Origin of the sequence: Pirellulimonas nuda (assembly GCF_007750855.1) — a bacterium.
GTDB lineage: Bacteria > Planctomycetota > Planctomycetia > Pirellulales > Lacipirellulaceae > Pirellulimonas > Pirellulimonas nuda.
The window spans coordinates 1,230,566-1,248,989 of sequence record NZ_CP036291.1 but is presented as its reverse complement, the minus strand read 5'-3'; the positions used below and the strand labels follow the sequence as shown (position 1 = coordinate 1,248,989).

General features: G+C 67.2%; 17 protein-coding genes. 6 read left to right on the top strand and 11 right to left on the bottom strand.

Features of this window, described 5'->3' with window-relative positions; genetic code table 11:
* Positions 1–178 precede the first annotated feature (178 nt).
* Positions 179–1,270: a 3-phosphoserine/phosphohydroxythreonine transaminase gene (serC, locus tag Pla175_RS05325; RefSeq protein WP_145281830.1), complete on the bottom strand. Its 1,092-nt coding sequence runs from the start codon at positions 1,268–1,270 to the stop codon at positions 179–181.
* A gap of 297 nt (positions 1,271–1,567) precedes the next feature.
* Between serC and Pla175_RS05320 the strand changes: the two genes are divergently transcribed.
* The 4 genes from Pla175_RS05320 to Pla175_RS05305 are packed head-to-tail and all read left to right on the top strand — an operon-like array spanning position 1,568 to position 5,167.
* Positions 1,568–3,592 (top strand): chloride channel protein, encoded by a 2,025-nt coding sequence (locus tag Pla175_RS05320; protein ID WP_145281828.1) that lies wholly within the window; start codon positions 1,568–1,570, stop codon positions 3,590–3,592.
* A 47-nt stretch (positions 3,593–3,639) separates the two neighbouring features.
* On the top strand, positions 3,640–3,999 hold the full coding sequence (locus Pla175_RS05315) for a hypothetical protein (RefSeq protein WP_145281826.1): 360 nt from the start codon (positions 3,640–3,642) through the stop codon (positions 3,997–3,999).
* A complete protein-coding gene (locus Pla175_RS05310) occupies positions 3,996–4,373 on the top strand; it encodes a PIN domain-containing protein (RefSeq protein ID WP_197527280.1) in 378 nt (125 codons plus the stop codon). Before Pla175_RS05315 ends, Pla175_RS05310 begins: the two co-directional genes overlap by 4 nt.
* Complete coding sequence (locus Pla175_RS05305; protein ID WP_197527279.1) at positions 4,370–5,167, top strand: ABC transporter ATP-binding protein; 798 nt, start codon at positions 4,370–4,372, stop codon at positions 5,165–5,167. Before Pla175_RS05310 ends, Pla175_RS05305 begins: the two co-directional genes overlap by 4 nt.
* On the opposite strand, the gene Pla175_RS05300 is transcribed toward Pla175_RS05305, so the two are convergent.
* Positions 5,164–6,123 (bottom strand): carbohydrate kinase family protein, encoded by a 960-nt coding sequence (locus Pla175_RS05300; RefSeq protein ID WP_145281819.1) that lies wholly within the window; start codon positions 6,121–6,123, stop codon positions 5,164–5,166. The genes Pla175_RS05305 and Pla175_RS05300 overlap by 4 nt on opposite strands.
* A gap of 154 nt (positions 6,124–6,277) precedes the next feature.
* Between Pla175_RS05300 and Pla175_RS05295 the strand changes: the two genes are divergently transcribed.
* Positions 6,278–7,303: an NAD(P)/FAD-dependent oxidoreductase gene (locus tag Pla175_RS05295; RefSeq protein ID WP_145281817.1), complete on the top strand. Its 1,026-nt coding sequence runs from the start codon at positions 6,278–6,280 to the stop codon at positions 7,301–7,303.
* Complete coding sequence (locus Pla175_RS05290; RefSeq protein WP_145281816.1) at positions 7,293–8,045, top strand: SDR family NAD(P)-dependent oxidoreductase; 753 nt, start codon at positions 7,293–7,295, stop codon at positions 8,043–8,045. The genes Pla175_RS05295 and Pla175_RS05290 overlap by 11 nt, the downstream gene beginning before the upstream one ends.
* Before the next feature lie 26 nt (positions 8,046–8,071).
* Here Pla175_RS05290 and amaB read toward each other — a convergent pair whose 3' ends face one another.
* From amaB to Pla175_RS05240, 9 genes are all read right to left on the bottom strand, one after another.
* Positions 8,072–9,604 carry an L-piperidine-6-carboxylate dehydrogenase gene (gene amaB, locus Pla175_RS05285; RefSeq protein WP_145281814.1) on the bottom strand — a complete coding sequence of 511 codons (1,533 nt, stop codon included), beginning with the start codon at positions 9,602–9,604 and terminating at the stop codon, positions 8,072–8,074.
* Positions 9,605–9,811: 207 nt separating this feature from the next.
* Positions 9,812–10,957: a saccharopine dehydrogenase family protein gene (locus tag Pla175_RS05280; protein ID WP_145281812.1), complete on the bottom strand. Its 1,146-nt coding sequence runs from the start codon at positions 10,955–10,957 to the stop codon at positions 9,812–9,814.
* A gap of 137 nt (positions 10,958–11,094) precedes the next feature.
* Entirely contained in the window at positions 11,095–11,901 is an 807-nt protein-coding gene (locus Pla175_RS05275) for a DUF1338 domain-containing protein (RefSeq protein ID WP_145281810.1), read from the bottom strand.
* A gap of 465 nt (positions 11,902–12,366) precedes the next feature.
* A complete protein-coding gene (locus Pla175_RS05270) occupies positions 12,367–13,215 on the bottom strand; it encodes a FliA/WhiG family RNA polymerase sigma factor (protein WP_145281809.1) in 849 nt (282 codons plus the stop codon).
* An 89-nt stretch (positions 13,216–13,304) separates the two neighbouring features.
* Entirely contained in the window at positions 13,305–13,535 is a 231-nt protein-coding gene (locus Pla175_RS05265) for a hypothetical protein (protein WP_145281806.1), read from the bottom strand.
* 133 nt (positions 13,536–13,668) lie between these two features.
* A complete protein-coding gene (locus Pla175_RS05260) occupies positions 13,669–14,484 on the bottom strand; it encodes a MinD/ParA family ATP-binding protein (protein ID WP_145281804.1) in 816 nt (271 codons plus the stop codon).
* On the bottom strand, positions 14,481–15,545 hold the full coding sequence (locus tag Pla175_RS05255) for a flagellar biosynthesis protein FlhF (protein WP_197527278.1): 1,065 nt from the start codon (positions 15,543–15,545) through the stop codon (positions 14,481–14,483). Before Pla175_RS05255 ends, Pla175_RS05260 begins: the two co-directional genes overlap by 4 nt.
* A gap of 186 nt (positions 15,546–15,731) precedes the next feature.
* Positions 15,732–17,813: a flagellar biosynthesis protein FlhA gene (gene flhA / locus Pla175_RS05245; RefSeq protein ID WP_231954200.1), complete on the bottom strand. Its 2,082-nt coding sequence runs from the start codon at positions 17,811–17,813 to the stop codon at positions 15,732–15,734.
* A gap of 193 nt (positions 17,814–18,006) precedes the next feature.
* Positions 18,007–18,297 (bottom strand): carbon storage regulator, encoded by a 291-nt coding sequence (locus Pla175_RS05240; RefSeq protein ID WP_145281800.1) that lies wholly within the window; start codon positions 18,295–18,297, stop codon positions 18,007–18,009.
* Between the last annotated feature and the right edge of the window lie 127 nt (positions 18,298–18,424).

Genomic DNA, 18,424 nt, shown 5'->3' with positions numbered 1-18,424 from the left:
GAAAGGTTGAGGTGTTAGGGGGAGTTAACCACAGAGACGGACGAAGAAACCACAGAAGACGAACGCCCAATGACCAAACCGCTATGGCGACCGTCCATTGGTCATTGAGGCTTGGTCATTGGTCATTTTCATTCTCCACGTTCGTCTCTGTGCTCTCTGTGGCTCTGTGGCGAATTTTTTAGGCGTTGGCGTTTGCGAACTTGTCCATGAAGTTCCGCAGCGTCACCACCCCTTCAACGGGCATGGCGTTGTAGATCGAGGCGCGGATGCCGCCGACGCTGCGGTGGCCCTTGAGGTCGGCCAGGTTGTGCTCCTTGGCTTCGGCCAGGAACTTCGCCGTCAGGTCGTCGCTGGGGAGCCGGAACGTAACGTTCATCAGGCTCCGGCAGGCGGGCTGGGCGTGGCCCTGGTAGAAGGCCGGGTAGGCGTCGAGCACCTCGTACAGCATCTCTGCTTTTGTCTTGTTCTGCTGGTACATCTTGTCGAGCCCGCCGATGTCGTCCTTCAGCCAGTCGGTCACCAGCTTGAGGACGTAGATCGCGAACGTCGGGGGGGTGTTCCACAGCGAGTCGTTGTCGGCGTGGATCTTGTAGTTCAGGTAGCCGGGCAGGTTGTCGGCCGAACGCTCCAGCAGCTTCTTGTCGATGATGACCACGGTCACCCCGGCCGGGCCGGCGTTCTTTTGCGCGCAGGCGTACAGCAGCCCGTAGTGCCCGATGGTGAGCGGGCGGTGCAAGAAGTCGCTCGACGCGTCGCACACCAGCGGCACGTCTCCCGTCTTGGGCTCCGTGGCGAACTGCACCCCCTGGATCGTCTCGTTGCAGGTGTAGTGCAGGTAGGCCGCATTGGGGTCGAGGTCGAGCTGGTCGGGGGTCGGCAGCCGATCGAAGTTCGACTCGGCCGACGAGTAGGCCACCCGCGCCGGACCGATCTTCTTGGCCTCGTCGAGCGCGCTCTTGCCCCACGTTCCGGTGATCAAGTAGTCGGCCGAAGCGCCCCCGGGCGCCAGGTTCATCGGGATCATCGAGAACTGCAGGCGGCTGCCCCCCTGAAGGAACAGCACGGCGTACTCGTCGGGGATCGACAGCAGGCTACGCAGGTTCGCCTCGGCCGCGGCGATGATCGCCTCGAACGGCTTGCTGCGGTGCGAGATCTCCAGGATGGACGCCCCCGCCCCGGGGAGCACCAGCATTTCGTCGCGGATCTTCTCGAGAACCGGCACCGGCAACGCCGCGGGGCCCGCCGAAAAATTGAACGTACGCTCACTCATCGCTGCGGCCCGTTGGGAGAACACGATTGCCAGCGGGAGCCTTCCCCCCGCCTGGGAAACGCGATGATACCCAATCGCATGCATGTTCGTCAGCGGTCCGAGGCGTGGGCCCCTCTCGCTGCCGCGGGCCACGCCGCCGGCAGACGGGCCCAGCGTCTCCGGGGCCCCTGCCCCGGCGAGGCCGCGGCCCTACCCTAATAAAATGGCGGGTAGTGAGTTTCGCCGAAGCGGCCTACCTTACCGGATGCCTGCCTCTACCGAACGCGAACCACGCGTCACCCGACAACCCCCGTCTGTATGTCCGCGACCCCCAACGCCGACCGAGCCCCCCTCCCCTCCCGGCTTTCTGGTTGGCTCTCGTCCGTCGTCCGCCGCGGGGCCATCCCCGGGGGGACGCTCACGATTATCCTTGCAGGCGTGGTGGGGATCCTTGCCGGCTTCGGCGCCGTGCTGTTTACGCACATTATCGATTTCGTCACCAGCTTTATGTTCGGGGGCGCCAACCTCCTCCGGCTGGGGGGGAGCCCGTGGTGGAGTTTGGCGATCGTGGTTAGCCCGGCGATCGGCATCCTGTTCGTCGCGTGGCTGACGCGCACGTTCGCCCCCGAGGCGCAAAGCCACGGCGTTCCGGAGGTCATCCGGGCGGTCGCCCGCAACGACGGCATGATCCGCCCCCGCGTGGCGGTGGTGAAGATCATCGCCAGCGGCATCACCATCGGCTCCGGAGGCTCCGTGGGCCGCGAGGGGCCGATCGTGCAGATCGGCAGCGCCCTGGGGAGCGCCGCCGGGCAGTTGTTCCGGCTCTCGGCGCGGAATATCCGCGTGTTGGTCGCCGCCGGGGCCGCGGCGGGCATTAGCGCCACGTTCAACGCCCCGTTGGCGGGGGTGATCTTTTCCAGCGAGATCATCCTGGGGAGTTTCGCGGTCGAGTCGCTCACCCCCATCGTGCTGGCCAGCGTGACGGCCGACGTGGTGCAGCAGCACGTGGGCGAGCACCGCTTCGAGCCGGCGTTTGCGCAGCTTAGCGGCTACGACTTCGGGGGCGCCTGGACCCAGCTACCCAGCTACCTGGTGCTGGGGCTGCTGGCGGGCTTAGCGGCGGCCGGGTTCATCAAGACGCTGTACGGGACCGAAGACCTGACGCAGCGGCTGCTGCCGAACTGGATCGTCCGCGCCGTGGTCATCGGGCTGCTGATCGGCACGATCGGGGCGGTCTACCCGATCTGGCCGCCGGAGCTCTCCGCCGAACAAGAAGCGATGCAACTCGAGGGCAAGGAGGCGCCGCTCCCCCCGCCGATGGGCGTTGGCTACGGCGTGGTCGACCACGCGCTGCACCTGGAGCGCCCAGACGACCCCCAGCGGCTGCGGCTGAACAACTTCGCCGACCTGCTGGACGCCGGCGCCCGCCGGGCCAAGGACCTGGAGACGCTGGCGGATCAGATCCGGGGCGACCACGAGCTGAGCAAGACGGTCGTCTTCCGGCGAGACCGCTTGCTCTGGGAACTGGTATGGCTTGTGCCCCTGGTGTTCCTGAAGCCGATCCTCACCAGCCTGACGCTCGCCGCCGGGGGCTCCGGCGGCGTGTTTGCGCCGTCGCTGTTCCTGGGCGCGACGCTCGGCGCGTCGTTCGGCGTGGTGATGAACCTGCTGCTGCCAGAGTACAGCCACTCTCCCGGCGTGTACGCCATCGTCGGCATGGGCGCCGTGGTGGCCGGGGCCACGCAGGGCGTGATGTCGGCCATCCTGATCGTCTACGAGATGACCGGCAACTACCAAGTGATCCTGCCGGTGATGGCCGCGGCCGGCCTGGCGAGCCTGGTGGCGCGTTACTTCGAGCCCGAGGGCATCTACTACAAGAAGCTGAGCCGGCGGGGCGAGAACATATCCCGCGGGCACGACCTGCACGCGCTGGACCACGTGATGGTCCGCGACGTGATGATCCGCAACTTCCCCACGCTCAAGCCCGAGGACGACGCGCTGGCCATCATCAAGGTGGCCCGCCAGAACCCGGAGATCGAAAGCCTGCCGGTGATGGGGGACGACGGCAAACTCATTGGCATCATCCGCGCCGAAGACCTGCACCGTGTGCTCGACAGCGACATCTCGCCCACGCTCATCAACGCGATGGACATCGCCCTCAAGGCGCCGCTGTCTGTCTTCCCGTCGGAGAACCTGATCGAAGCAATGCGCGACTTCGGCGCCCGCGACGTCGAGACGCTGCCGGTCGAAGTGGGCAAGGGCGAGAGCCGCCGGCTGGTGGGGCTGCTGCTGCGGGCCGACGTGATCAAGCGGTACCGGCAAGAGATGCTGTCGCTGCATTAGCCATTTGTGCATTTGGGGCGCCCGGTGTTGCGGGGTATACTTGGGGCATGAAGACGACCATCGATATCCCGGACGACCTCTACCCGCAAATCGCTGCCGCGAGCGCCGCGGCGGGGCAGTCGGTCGAGGCGTATATAGTCTCCAAGGCGCGCGAACATGTCGCTACTTTGGCGCCCCGGCCTGAAAGCGAGGCCGAAGTTCCGCATGAGACGCTTGATGCGCCCGCTGACGGGTTCCCGCGGAGTGCGGCAGAATTCGCCGCAATGGTTGAGCAGCGACGCCGGGATCCGAACGGCCCCAAGACCCTTAGGGACGTTTTCGGCACTGGAGACCATGAGGCGCTCACGGAGTTGCAGCAGATCGTCGATGAAGAATTTTCCAAGATCGACCCCGAGGATTGGAAGTGATCCTCGATACGAACTGCATCAGCGCTTTGCTTGATGGTGAAGAGTCGCTTGAGGACACGTTGGGATTGGACGACCAACATTCTGTCCCTACGATCGTGATCGGCGAGTACGTTTTTGGACTCTTCGGCTCGCGATACAAGTTGCGGCTCTTCGCCGCTCTTGCCGACTTCCTCGACGCCGCCACGATCCTGGCGGTCACTACGGAGACTGCTTGGCACTACGCAGAGATCCGCCACGAGCTCAAGCTCCGGGGAACCCCTATCCCGCTGAACGACCTCTGGATTGCGGCCTTGGCCCGTCAGCACGCTATGCCGATCGCCAGCCGTGACGCTCATTTTGACCACGTAGCCGGCATCACACGAGTCGGCTGGTGATTGACGACGTTCCCATCTTCGAACTCCGCGGCGCCGGCTACCAGCAGGACGACGCGCTCATCCTGCAAGACATCCATTGGTCGCTCACCCCCGGCCAGCACTGGGCGGTGCTCGGGCCCAACGGCTCTGGCAAGACCACGCTGCTGCGCGTGGCGTGCGGCTACCAGTGGCACACCTCCGGCACGGTGCTGCGGCAGGGCCGGGAGCTGATCGACCTGGCAGAGTTCCGCTCCCGCACCGGTTGGGTCGCCTCGACCCTGTTCAGTCAGCTTAGGCCCGCAGAGAAGGCAGTGGAGACAGTCACCTCGGGGCGGATAGGCCAACTGGGCCTACGTGGCGTGGGCCAGCGGAGGCCGACGGCCGGCGACTTTGAGGCCGCGCGTGCGTTGATGCGGGCAATGGGATGCCAAGGGCTGGAAGAGAAGCCGCTGGGCGTGCTCTCACAGGGGGAACGCCAACAAGTTCTTGTGGCCCGTGCGCGGATGGCCGACCCCTGGCTGCTGGTGCTCGATGAGCCGTGCGCCGGCATGGACCCCGGCGCGCGTGAGCGGTTCTTAGCGTGGCTGCGGTCGCTCATCGCGTCGCCGCAAACGCCTGCCGTTTTGTTGGTGACCCACCACGTCGAAGAGATCACCCCCGGATTCGAGAACACGCTCGTCATGGCCGAGGGTCGGGTCGCCGCAGCGGGACCGACCGCCGACGTGCTAACACCGGAACTGCTCGGCCGCGTCTACGCGACGCCGATCAAGCGGATCGAGCGTTCGGGCGGCCGGCTCTGGCCGATCTGGGGCTAGCCGTCGACCAGGGCCAGCACTTCTTCGGGGAGTTCCGGCGTGGCGCCGGGGCGCGACGCCACCTCAGAGCCGAGCCGGTTCGCTAGCGCCACGACGCGTGCGGCGGGCCATCCGAGCAGGCTGCCGACGATCAATCCCGCGCAACACGCGTCGCCGGCACCCACCGTATCGGCACCGGGCAGCGGGTTCAGCGGGACCGGGGTCCCCTCGTGCTTCCCGTCGGGGCGGTAGAGCGCCACGCCACGCTCGCCCCGCGTGACCGCCAGCCACGCAAGTTCGAAGGCGCTGCGCACGTTCTCGGCTCGCTCGTCGTCGTCCGCAGCGTCCCCGGCAATCCCCAGCAACTCGCATACGACCCCCAGTTCTTCCTCGTTCATCTTGCAGGCCGTGCAGGCGACAAGGCTGTCGCGGAGGACCGTCTCGGAATAGAAGTCCTGCCGCAGGTTCACGTCGAACACCCGCAGCGCGCCGCTGCACGCGGAAAGAAACTGGCCGATCGCACGCCGGCTCGGCTCGCTGCGTTGGGCGAGTGTGCCGAAACAAACCGCGTTGCAAGACTCGGCCAGCGACCGCCAGGCGCCCTCCATGGCGAGCGCGTCCCAAGCAACGTCTGACGTGAATACGTAGCTCGCGTGGCCATCGCCGTCCAACGTCACGCGGACCGTTCCGGTCGGACGGTCTGGGTCTGACTGCACGCACGCCGTATCAATGCCGCGGCTGGCGAGCATGCTTCGGACTTCGTCCCCCCGCCGGTCGCGGCCGACGCGTGTGGCGACCATCGCTCCACCCACGAGCCGCGAAAGCAACGCGTGCGCATGAACCGCCCCATTGAGCGGGGCGCCTCCTAGCCGCTCTCCGTCCGGAAAGCAGTCGAACAGCGACTCTCCCAGCCCAACCACCAGCAGCCGCGTGGGGGCCGAGGGGGGGCGTTTTTCGTTGTCAGCGTCCAATTTCATTCTCCGGTTTCCGACGGCGCGTGCCCCTTCGGTTTAACCGATAGGCCCCGGATGGTACACAGCCGGTTCCGCGGGACCGAGGTGTTCCGACGTGGCGTTTTCGCTGCGGCGGGTATAGTGTGGGCGCCCGCGTCGCTAGGAGAAGGAAACAGCCATGGCAAGAATTGGCGTGATCGGAGCAGGGTTGTCTGGGTTGACCGCGGCCGCTGCGTTGGCTGATGCGGGACACTCGGTGTGCGTCTTAGACAAAGGGCGGGGACCGGGTGGGAGGATGAGCACCCGCCGAGCGGCCGACGGTCGCCAGTTCGATCACGGCGCCCAGTATTTCACGGTCGAAGACGAGACGTTTGCTCGGGCGGTCTCTGCGTGGGAGCGGGCCGGAGTTGTCGAGACGTGGGAGGGGATAATCGGGTCGATCGCCCCAGGCCAGGGGCTGGCCGCCGCGGCCGCTTCCGCGCCGAAGCCTCGCTATGTGGGGGTCCCCAGCATGAACGCGGTGTGCAAGCTGATGAGGGAGCGGCTTGGGGTTGCGTTTGGCGTACGGATCGCATCAATCTCTCGTCGCGAGATGCAGTGGACGCTTCGGGACGACCTCGGCGACGATCGGGGCGAGTTCGATGCCGTGGTCATCGCAGTGCCGGCGCCGCAAGCCGCCCTGCTGCTCGAGACCTCGGCGCCCGAGATGGCCGAAAGCGCTCGCCGCGCCAAGATGCGGTCCTGCTGGGCGGTAATGGCGGCCTGCCCCGATCTGCTGCCGATCGAATTTGACGGGCTGTTCATTAATGGCGGGCCGCTGGCCTGGGCGGCGCGAGACAACTCAAAGCCCGGCAGGCCCGCCATGGAGAGCTGGGTGCTGCACGCCCTCGGCGTTTGGTCCGACGAACATGTGGATGAATCGCAGGAGCAGGCGGGCAACGTGCTGGTTTCGGAGTTCTTGGAGAGGATGGACCTGCCGGCCTCGGCGATCGGGTCTTGGACCGCTCACCGCTGGCGGTACGCCCTGCCCGATCCGGCGCTCCCTTCGCGTGTGCTTGAATCGGCGGAAGGCTCGCTGGTCGCCTGCGGCGATTGGTGCGGCGGGCCCCGGGTAGAAGGGGCGTTCCTGTCGGGGATCGCCGCGGCGCATCAGTTGTTGGAACAGTTCGATGGGACGAGCCTCGGGAGCGGAGATGGCATTTGACAACGCGGCCTACTTGATCATCGGGGGCGCCGGCGGCATCGGCTCAGAGGTCGCCAAGCGGCTGACGACCGCCGGCGCGCAGATTCTCCTGGCCGGGCGATCGGTGGCGCCCCTAGAAGCGCTTGCCCGGTCGATCTCCTGCGAATCCGAACAACTGGACTCCACCAACCTGGACGCCGTAGAGGCCTGTGCATCGGGCGCGGCCGAAAGGTTCGGCCGACTCGACGGAATCATCAACTGCGCAGGATCGCTTCTGCTCAAACCGGCTCACCTGACCTCTGCGGAAGAGTGGGAGCAAACGCTGTCGACCAACCTCACCACGGCGTTCGCGGCTGTCCGCGCAGCGGCCAAGACGATGCGCAAAACGGGCGGGTCCGTGGTGCTCTTCTCCTCGGCGGCAGCTCGGCTAGGGCTGCCCAATCACGAGGCGATCGCCGCGGCAAAAGCGGGCGTCGCGGGCCTAACACTCTCGGCCGCTGCAACGTACGCCAGCAGCAATATCCGGGTGAACGCGGTAGCGCCCGGCTTGGTGAAGACGCCGATGACCGAGCAGATCTGGTCCCGCGACACCGCGGCCAAGGCCTCGGAAGACCTTCACGCGCTCGGCCGGTTGGGTGAACCGGCTGACGTGGCGTCGCTGGTCGTCTGGCTGCTGGATCCCAGCAACAACTGGATCACCGGGCAGGTCTTCTCGGTCGACGGGGGGTTGAGCAGCGTGCGGACCAGTCCGCGGAGGTCTTGAACCCCAACCCGGGCCGAGTAGCGGCCTCACTCTCCGAACTTGATCCCTTGCGCCAGCGGCAGCGTCGAGCCATAGTTGATCGTGGTGGTGGCGCGCCGCATGTACTGCTTCCACGAGTCGGAGCCCGACTCCCGGCCCCCGCCGGTGTCCTTCTCGCCGCCGAACGCGCCGCCGATCTCGGCGCCCGAGGTGCCGATGTTGACATTCGAGATGCCGCAGTCGGAGCCCGCCGGCCCGGTGAACCGGCCCGCCTCGCGGACGTCGCTGGTAAAGATGGCCGACGATAGCCCCTGGGGCACGTCGTTCTGCAGCTCGATCGCTTCTTCCAGCTCGTCGTACTCAACCACGTACAGCAGCGGGGCGAAGGTCTCTTCTTGCAAGATCGGCGTCTGTTCCGGCATGCGCACGATCGCCGGCTGCACGTACACGCCGCTAGGCGCCCCGGCGGTCAGGCGTTCGCCGCCGCACACTACCTTTCCCCCTTGAGCGACCGCTGCACGCAGGCTCGCCTGCATCCGCTCGTAAGCCGGCTCGTTCACCAGCGGCCCCACCAGCACCCCCGGCGTGCGGGGGTCGCCAATCGACAGCGACGCGTAGGCCTGCTCCAACCGCCCGACCAGCTTGTCCGCGATGCTGCGGTGCACGAACAGCCGCCTCAGCGACGTGCAACGCTGCCCGCAGGTCCCGACCGCCGAGAAAACGATCGCCCGGATGGCCATCTCGAGGTCGGCCGAGGGGGTGACGATCATCGCGTTGTTGCCGCCGAGTTCCAGCAGCGAACGCCCCAGCCGCTCGCCGACCGTCACGGCTACCTTGCGGCCCATGGCGACCGAGCCGGTCGCCGAGATCAACGGCAGCCGCTCGTCTGCGGCCAGCGCAGCGCCGATGTCGGCGCCGCCGATCACAACGCACGAAATCGCCGAGGGCGCCTCGTCGAAGCCGGCCGCGGCGCGGCGCACCATCTCGTGGCACGCCAGCGCGATCAGCGGCGTCTGCTCGCTCGGCTTCCACACGATCGAGTCGCCGCACACCAGGCCCAGCATGGCGTTCCAGGCCCACACCGCGGCCGGGAAATTGAACGCGCTAATCACGCCGATGGCGCCCAGCGGGCGCCACTGTTCCAGGAGCTGGTGCTCCGGGCGCTCGCTGGCGATCGTGAGCCCGTGCAGTTGCCGCGACACCCCGACCGCGAAGTCGCACATGTCGATCCACTCTTGCACCTCGCCGGCCGATTCGGCAGGGATCTTGCCCGCTTCCAGGGTGATCAGCTCGGCCAGCTCCGCCTTGTGGCGGCGCACCAGGTCGCCCACCCGCCGCACCAGCTCCCCCCGGCGCGGCGCCGGCACGGTCCGCCAGCTCGCGTGGGCGTCGTCGGCCGCGTCGATCGCGTGGTCCAGGTCGTCAAGGCCGGCGGCCCCTACCTGGGCGGTGGGCTGGCCGTCGATGGGGCTGCGGGGTTCAAACCGATGCCCGTGGCCGACGATCGCCTTGTCGCCGATCATCACCCCGGGAAACGCCCCATGCAGCAGCGAGGGCAATACAGCATCTGGCAGCGGCATGATCTGGTCTCTTGGGAGGGAAGGGAACCGCCAAGGACGCCACGAGCGCCAAGGAAAGATTTACCACAAAGTACACGAAGACGCACGAAGGGAAGACAATGGGAGAAAGGCAGCCAAGCGGAACAAGTCGCGATTCTGCGACTCCTGCGCCGTTGGCTTGACTGCGCGGTGCGCCTTGGCGCCCTTCGCGGTTGAACGCTTACGCCATCACAGCAATGGCCCGGTGCGGTCGTCGGGGGCGATGGGCTCTCGTACCGATTGGGCGTTGGCGTAGGGCTTGCCGAACGGGTTCGCGAGGAAGTCGGCCAGGCGGACGTCTTCCTGGCGGACGAATCCCTGCTTGGGGAACTTGCCCTCACGCCACAGGTCGACCATCGCGCACATGCTGGTGGCGGTGGTGATCTGGATCGAGCTCGACGGGAGGCCGTGGATGTCGCCGTGGTACACCTTGCGGGCGTCGGCGATTTGCTCGTAGCGGCCGTCGCGCCATCCGGTGGCGGTGCAGAAGGCGAGCACCACGTCTTGGTTGGTGCAGGGGATGGCTTCTTCGAGCAGCCGCTTTACGAGTTCGCGTTGCTCGCTCAGCCGCAGCCCCTGCAGCAGGAACATCATCAGGTAGCGGTGGCCCGTGTAGCGGACGGTCTTGTAGTCGAGGTCGACCACGCGGCCCGCCAGGGTCTCGCAGAGCGTCCCCAGCCCGCCGGAGGTGTTGAACGCCTCGTAGCTGACGCCGTCCAGGGCGAACCGCTCGAGGCCCTCGAGCGGCTGGAGGTCGACACGCTCGCCGGAGCGGATCGCTTCGCAGGGGTTGCAGTACTCGTTCACCAGCCCATCGGTGCTCCAGGTGAGGTTGTACTTGAGCATGTTGGTCGGGTAGAGCGGCAGGGCGCCGACACGCATCTTGACGCGGTCGAGCCGCTCGAACCGCTCGCACAGGTCGTGCGCCAAGATGCCGATGAACCCGGGCGCCAGGCCGCACTGCGGAGTAAACACCTGACCCGCCTTGGCCTCGGCCGCGATCGCTCGCACGGCCACGGTGGTAGCCACGTCTTCGGTCAGGTCGAAGTAGCTGGCGCCGGTGGCGAGGGCCGCCTCGGCGATCGCCACGTTCTGGTCGTACGAGCAGGCCGAGACGACCGCCGCTTGGCCCGCCATATGCCGCTTGAGCGCGGCCGCGTCGGTTACGTCGAGCTGAACCGTTTCAACCGGGGTCTGCTTGGCGAGGTAGTCGAGCGCTTCCTGATGCAGGTCGCCCACACGCACGCGGTAGCCGCCGTGCATGTGCAGCAGCCGCGCGATGGCGCCGCCGATCTTGCCGGCGCCAAGGATCAGGACGGGGAGTTTTTCGGCCATAGCGGGGGGTTACGGAGGGAGGGGATGGTTGGAGGGGCGCCGGGGGCGGGGACGCCCCGGCTCGCAAAGCGAGCCGCGTGCGAGCCGGGGCGTCCCCGCCCCCGGCGCAGCGGAAAAATCGATCCCGAACGGCTACTTCACCCACGCTTTGCGTCGGTCGATTCGAAGATCTTGTCCGCGCTGGCCGCAACGAACCCCTGGAACAACTTGCCATGGGGGTCGGGGTACCGCTTCGCGAACTCGTAGTAGCACGACGGCACGGTGCGTTTGACGCCGCCGGCGAACTCCAGCTCGACCTCGTCGGCCAGCGTCGAGGCCTGTTCGAGCAGCACCTGCGGCGAACCCTTCACCCGCCCGCCCGAGGTGTTCACCGGCAGCCCAAGCCCCTCGACTACTTGCAGCACCTGCTCTACCTGGTCCATGCCGTGGAGGTGATTCACGCTGATCGTGAAGTGGTTGGGGCGGACGCCAATCGCCGCGAACCAGGCCGCGTATTCGCTTTCGGCGGCGAGGGTCTGGTACTCTTCCCAGCTCACGGCCGGCCAGAGCCGGCCGGCCCAGAACACCTCCGGCGACTCGACGCGCCCGGCGTCTACCTCCGACGCGATGCGCCGCAAGATGGCCGCGGCCGCCGGCGAGAGCTCGTCCACTAGCAGCTCCGACAAGAACACGCGCGGCAGCCCGGGGTCCGGGGGGAGGTACCCCCAAGCGCTCAGCTTCTTCTCTTCGAACCGATACGGCTCGAAACGCTTGTAGCCCAGATTCAACAGGTGGGGCTCGAGCCGGCCGATGCCGATCGGCTCGAGCGCCAGCGTGCGGAAGGCGACGTGATCGTTGACGATCTTCTCCCCGCGCTGCTCGAACGCGTTGCGGATCTGCTGCGCCTGCGGGGTCATCGACGTGTAGTCGAGCCACAAGCGATCGAAAAACTGATCGGTCGTCACGCCTGATTCTCCGGTTGAACTACGGGGCGAAAGTGCGTTTGGGGGAGTGCATGCAAGATTTAACCACAGAGTCACGGAGAGCACGGAGACGGACGGAGACGTTGCCCACGAATCGATCGGACACGTCCGAATCGAAGAGTGACGACTACCGGCCGGCTTCGAGCTCACCCATCAGCCGCATCCGTCTAATTCGTGAGATTCGTGGGCGAAATCCGTCGCTTCTCAGCGCCCTCGGTGAGTCCGTGGTGACTTTCCTTAGGCTACTCTGCTGCTTGAACACCCCTAATTCTATCCGCTCGAACACGGCCGCAGTACAACAAAAAACGGCCGGCTTGCGCCGGCCGTTCTTCGTTTTGCGTAAGAAACTGCGAGCCGCCGGCGTCGGCCGGCGGAGTGCGTCGCGTTGGAACGTCCATCGGAGCATCACTCCGGCGGCTGACGCCGACGGCTCGCCGTGCGCTGTGGCTAGGCGGCGCCGAACTCAGGCCGCCGGCGGCCGAGCTGGTTTTGCAGCCGCGACACAATGGCCGAGTGCATCTGGCTGACGCGGCTCTCCGACAGATCGAGCGTGGCGCCGATCTCCTTCATCGTCAGTTCCTCGTAGTAGTAGAGGATGATGATGAGCCGCTCGTTGCGGTTGAGGCCCTTAGTGACCAGCTTCATCAGGTCCGACTTCTGCACCCGGCGGGTTGGATCCTCGCCCTTCTTGTCCTCGAGGATGTCGATCTCGCGGACGTCCTTGTAGCTGTCGGTCTCGTACCACTTCTTGTTCAGGCTGATGAGGCCCACGGCGTTCGCCTCGCTCATCATCTTCTCGAGCTCTTGCCGGCTGAGGCCCATGTGCTCGGCCAGCTCGATCTCGGTCGGGGAGCGGCCGTGCCTGGCCTCGAGCTGCTTGACGCCCTCGTTCAGTTTGCTGGCCTTGGAGCGCACCAAACGGGGCACCCAGTCCATGCTGCGGAGCTCGTCGAGCATGGCGCCGCGGATACGCGGCACGCAGTAGGTTTCGAACTTAACGCCGCGGTTGTGGTCGAACGCGTTGATGGCGTCCATCAGGCCGAACACGCCGGCCGAGATCAGGTCGTCGAGGTCGACGCCGTCCGGCAGCCGGCTCCAGATGCGTTCGCCGTTGTACTTGACGAGCGGCAGGTAGTGCTCAACGAGTTTGTTGCGCAGAGGCTGGCTCGGCGCCTCGCGGAACTGAAGCCACACGCCGGCGATGGCGGCTTCGCGTATTTCTTTCGCCGTTGGCGGCGTATCCGTGGGGCTGGCAGTGGTGGAAGCAACAGGCGTCGGGGCAACGGTCGTCGTCATTCAATCCTCCGTGATGCCAACACCCGCGCGGTAGGGCCAGGCCCGCCGCGCGGAGTTCCCGGGTTCCGTCCCGGGGGTTTTGTATCCGTTTACGTCGCTGGTTGCGTCTCAGCTAGCTCGGCTTCTAGTCTCTGCCGCACGGACTCGTCGATCGTGGCCTGAGCGATCCAGCCCACCACCAGTCCTACCGCAGCCAATCCAGCCAGCGCCGCCAGGGCTTGCGTCATGGCCTCTTCGACCCCGGCGCCGGACGCCGCGGCACGCAGAAGCGTGACCGCCATGCCCAACGTGCCCAGGGTGCGGGCGTATGCGCGAGCCATCGAAAGCCCTCGGCGTGCCGTTAAAGTCGAAGCAACCGTTCCATCTTGACGCCCGTGGGCGCGCCGATGGGATGTCGTGATGGATCGTCAAAGGGGGCACGTGGGCTTGAGGAGTTCTCAGAAAAAACAAGGTTCAGGCGGCCGCGCGGCCCGCCGGACGCAGCGCGTAGCGCACGTAGGTGGCCAGCCGGCTGCCAGCGGCCGCGGCGGCGGGGCTGCGCAGCGAGCCCCGGGGGAGCTCCGCGATCCAGCCCGCCAGCGGGGGCTCGAAGCCGAGGTGGCGGCCGCAGGCCGCCGCCAGACGGTCGTGCGTGGCGTCGGCCTCTTGCTGGTCGTAGCAGCGGTTGACCAGCAGCGCCGCCGCGTCGCACACGCCGCGCGACTGGGCCAGCTTCAGCGTCGCGTAGGCATTGAGCACCGATAGCTCGTCGGGCGTGGTGACCAGCAGCACCAGCCCCGCCGACCGCCACAACGGCAGCAGCAGCGGCCGGAGCCCTGCGCCGGCGTCCAGCAGCGTCAGGCCCTGGTCGTGCTGCGCTAGCTGCGTGGCCAGCGTCTGCGTCTGTTCTAGGGAGACCGGCGGAGACTCGGGCCCCCACTGCCCAGGCGCGACCCGGGCGCCGGGCGCCACGAGGATAGAAGTCTCTGCCAAGGTCGAACGCAGTGCGAAGACGTCCGACAGGTCGGGCCCGCTGCCGCGGCTGGCGCCGGCCGCGACCGTCAGGTCGGGACGATCGAGCGACGCGTCGACCGCCAGCACCGGCGTGCCGGCGCCCGCTAGCGACTGAGCCGCCCGCCAACAAAGGGACGTGACCCCCACGCCCCCCTTGGCGCCGGCGAACAAGACGGGGGCGGCCGATTCCGGGCTGCGCGGCGCGCGGCGTTCCGCGACAAGCGCGCGGAGCCGATCCGCCTGATCTCGGTCAGGTGAGCGGGAGGGTGTGGTCAAAACGGGCGCGCCTCCAGCACACGCGTCGCCAGCGCCTCGGGCGCCGCAACGCTGATATCATCCGGAACGCCCTGGCCGTCGGTGACGTAGCTGACCGGCGCCGCACCGTCGAGCGCCAGCGCCGCGACGGCCGACATGCACGACGATTCGTCTAGCTTGGTCCACAGGATCGCGTCGAAGCCTGTGGGGGCGAACGCCTTGTGCACCGCCTTGGCGCCCAGCACGCTCGAGGTGGCGCTGAGCACCAGGTGCGTCTGGTCGGCCTCGGCGGCGTCGAGCACGCCGCGGAGGTCGGCCAGGCGGGCGGCGTCGCGTGGGCTCTGGCCGGCGGTGTCGATGAGCACCAGGTCGAGCCCCCGCATGCCGCCGATGGCCGCTATCATCTGCCGGGGGGTGGAGACCACCTCCATCGGCAGGTCGATGATTTCTGCGTACGCACGCAACTGATCCACCGCGGCTACGCGGTAAGTGTCAACCGTCACCAGCCCCACCCGGCGGTGCTGCCGCAACCGGTAGCCCGCGGCCAGCTTGGCGATGGTGGTCGTTTTCCCGACGCCGGTCGGGCCGACGAGCGCCACCACCCGGGGCCGGCCGGAGCCCGGCTCGATCGGGCCGGTCACCTCGAGGCGATCGGCCAGACGCTGGGCGGCCCAGGCCTCGAGCCGCGCGTCGAACTGATCGTCCGGGGGGGGCGGGAAGCCGTCCAACAACGCTTGGGCCCGCTCGCGGCCGAACTCCGGCCCAAGCCGCTCAAGAAGCCTGCCGAGGGCCTGCTGCTGGGTCCGCTGCACGTCGCCGGGATCGGCTGGGGGGGCGTAACGCTCGCGGAGCTGGTCCTGGAACCGGCCGCGGTAGTCGAGCTCGCGCTGCTCGGGCGGCGGGGTGAGCTCGCGGCGCTCGGCCGCCGTGACCTCGACACAACGGGTCCCCATCAGCCGCCCCATCAGGCCCACTCCGCGCTCCCGCGCGTCGAGCACCGCGGCGTCGGGGCCAAGCTGGCGCCGCACGGCGTCGAGCGCCTCACGCAGGGTCTTGGCTCGAAAGGTGTGGATGGACGACATAGTTGTCAGTTGTCAGTTGTCAGTTGTCAGTTGTCAGTTGTCAGTTGTCAGTTGTCAGTTGTCAGTGGTCAGTGGTCAGTGGTCAGTGGTCAGTGGTCAGTGGTCAGTGGTCAGTGGTCAGTGGTTTGACGCTTGCGCGTGCAACGGACGACGGACCACGGACCACGGACCACGGACCACGGACCATTACTGAACAACCAGTCCATGGGTGACGATGTTCGTGTCGCGTGTGATTTCGTTGAAGCTCAGCACCACCAGTTGAGGCAGGTGCGGCTCGGTGATTTGTTTGAGCGCGGGGCGGATCTGCGGGTTCACCAGCACGATGGGGGTGTGGTTCTGGGTGACCAGCTTCTGCACCTCGTCCCCTATCTTCTTGCACAGCGCCTCGATCGTGGGGGGCGCCATCCGCAAGAAGATGCCGCGTTCGTTGTGGTCGAAGCCGCCGCGGATGGCGTCCTCGAGCGCCGGGTCGAGCGCCACCACGTGCAGGCGTTCGTCGGCGTCGCGGTAGCGCGTGCAGATCTGCCGCGCCAGGCGGTGGCGGACGAACTCGGTCAGCATCACCGGGTCTTTGGTCTTGGCCGCGTGGTCGCCCAGGGTCTCCAGGATCAGCCCCAATTGGCGGATCGACACCTGCTCCCGCAGCAGCCCCTGCAGCACCCCCTGCACGCCGGCCAGCGGCATCAGGTCGGGGATCAGCTCGCTCACCACCGTTGGTGAGGTCGCCTTGAGCTCGTCCACCAGGTGCTTCGTGGCGTCGCGGGTGAGGATCTCGTCTGCGTGGCGCCGGCACACCTCGGTCAGGTGGGTCGCCAGCACCGCGCCGGGCTCGACCACCGTGTACCCGAACAGCTCGGCCTCCTCGGCGCGCGAGGGGTTGATCCACTTGGCGTCGGCCCCGAACGCCGGGTCCTTGGTCGGGAGCCCGTCGATCTCGCCCGTGGTGACCCCCGAGTCGATCGCCATCAGCAGCGCGGGCTCGACCGTGTCTACGGCGATCGGCATGTCGGCGATCTTGATGCGGTACTGGTTCTCTGCGAGCCGCATGTTGTCGCGGATCCGCACCTTGGGCATGATCAGCCCGATCTCCGCAGCCACGTTCTGCCGGACGCGTCCCACGCGGTCCAGCAGGTCACCGCCGCGAGAGGGGTCGGCGAGGCGGATCAGCCCCACCCCCAACTCGATCTCCATCGGGTCGACCGCCAGGTGGTCCTCCACCCGCTCCTCGGTCGGCTTGGCCGCGTCTGCTTTGGTCTTGGTGGCCTCGTCCCGGTCGGCCTGCTGCTCCTTACGCGTCATGACGCGAGACAGGCCCAGGCACGCCGCGCCCAGCGTGATCAGCGGGGTCCGCGGCAGGCTGGTGAAGATCAGCACCCCCAGGAACGCGCCGGTGACCGCCAGCGCCTGCGGCCGCGAGAAGATTTGCGCCAAGAACTCCTTGGGCATGTTCACTTTCTGCGTGCTGCGCGTCACCAGCAGCGCGGCCGCGAGCGACACCAAGAAGGCCGGCACCTGGCTCACCAGCCCGTCGCCGATGGTCAGCCGCGTGAAGAGCGACGCGGCCTCGCTGACCGCCATCCCTTCCTGGCTGACCCCGATGATCAAACCGCCGATGATGTTGATCACCGTGATGATGATGCCGGCGATGGCGTCGCCGCGGACAAACTTGCTGGCGCCGTCCATGGCGCCAAAGAAGTCGGCCTGCTGGGTGATTTCTGATCGGCGTTGGGTGGCTTCTTTCTCGTCGATGACGCCGGCGTTCAGGTCGGCGTCGATCGCCATCTGCTTGCCGGGCATGCCGTCCAAGGCGAACCGGGCCGCGACTTCGCTGATGCGCGTGGCGCCCTTGGTGATCACCACGAACTGGATGACGATGATGATGATAAAGATGATCAGCCCGACCACGATCTTGCCGTCGCCGGCCACGAAGTCGGAGAAGGCCGTGATGACGCCGCCGGCGGCTTCGAGCCCGTCGCTCTTGGCCCGGGTGAGGATCAGCCGCGTGGTAGCGACGTTCAGCACCAGCCGCGCCAGCGTGGTGGCCAGCAGGATCGATGGGAAGACGCTGAACTCAAGCGGGGTGCGGACGTAGATGGTGGTAAGCAACACCAGCACGCTCACCGCGATGTTGCCCGCCAGCAGGATGTCCATCACCGGCGAGGGGAGCGGCACCAGGATCACCAGCACGCTGGCGATGATGGCGACCGGCAGCACTAGGTCGCCCAGCCGCGCGAGCCAACCCTGCGATGATGACGTAGCGGAACCCAACTGTGCGGTCCTTGCGCAGTAGCGCCCCCGCTCGGGGGACGGTGTAGCCGGGCAATCCTTTGCCCGGAGTGAGGCGGGACCGTATCGGATGGCCCGGGGTACGTCTAGATCGACGCGTTAAGATCGGCCCCAGGGACGCTGCGCACCTCATCGGCGCGCAGCGGGGCGCCGGCGCCCGCAAGCGCCGACGCGATCAGCCGATCCGCAGTCCGCGCATCCGGGCGCTAGCAACCGCCCCGGCCAAGCCGCGGCCGTTCACGCCGAAGCGGGAGTCGGAGCGGGGCACGGGGGGGACCGTGCGGACGGTCGGCTCCGGCTCGTTAAACTGGGCGACCACTTTCTCCAACTCGCCACGCAGGATGCGGACGTCCTTGGGGGCCTCGATCGCCAGCGTGACGCGGTTGCCCGCTACACGCCGCACCTCGAGCGTGATCCCGTCGCCGATCTGAATCTTCTCGCCTGCCTTGCGACTTAATACCAGCATCTTGCTACCTCGGTTGAGTTCCTGTTCCGGCAAACCGACAGCACGTCGGCCTTCTCCGCCGGCAATAAAGGAGCAAAGCCTGTACCGATGCCCCCGGGATTTGCGACTTGAGATAAACTCCCGAGAA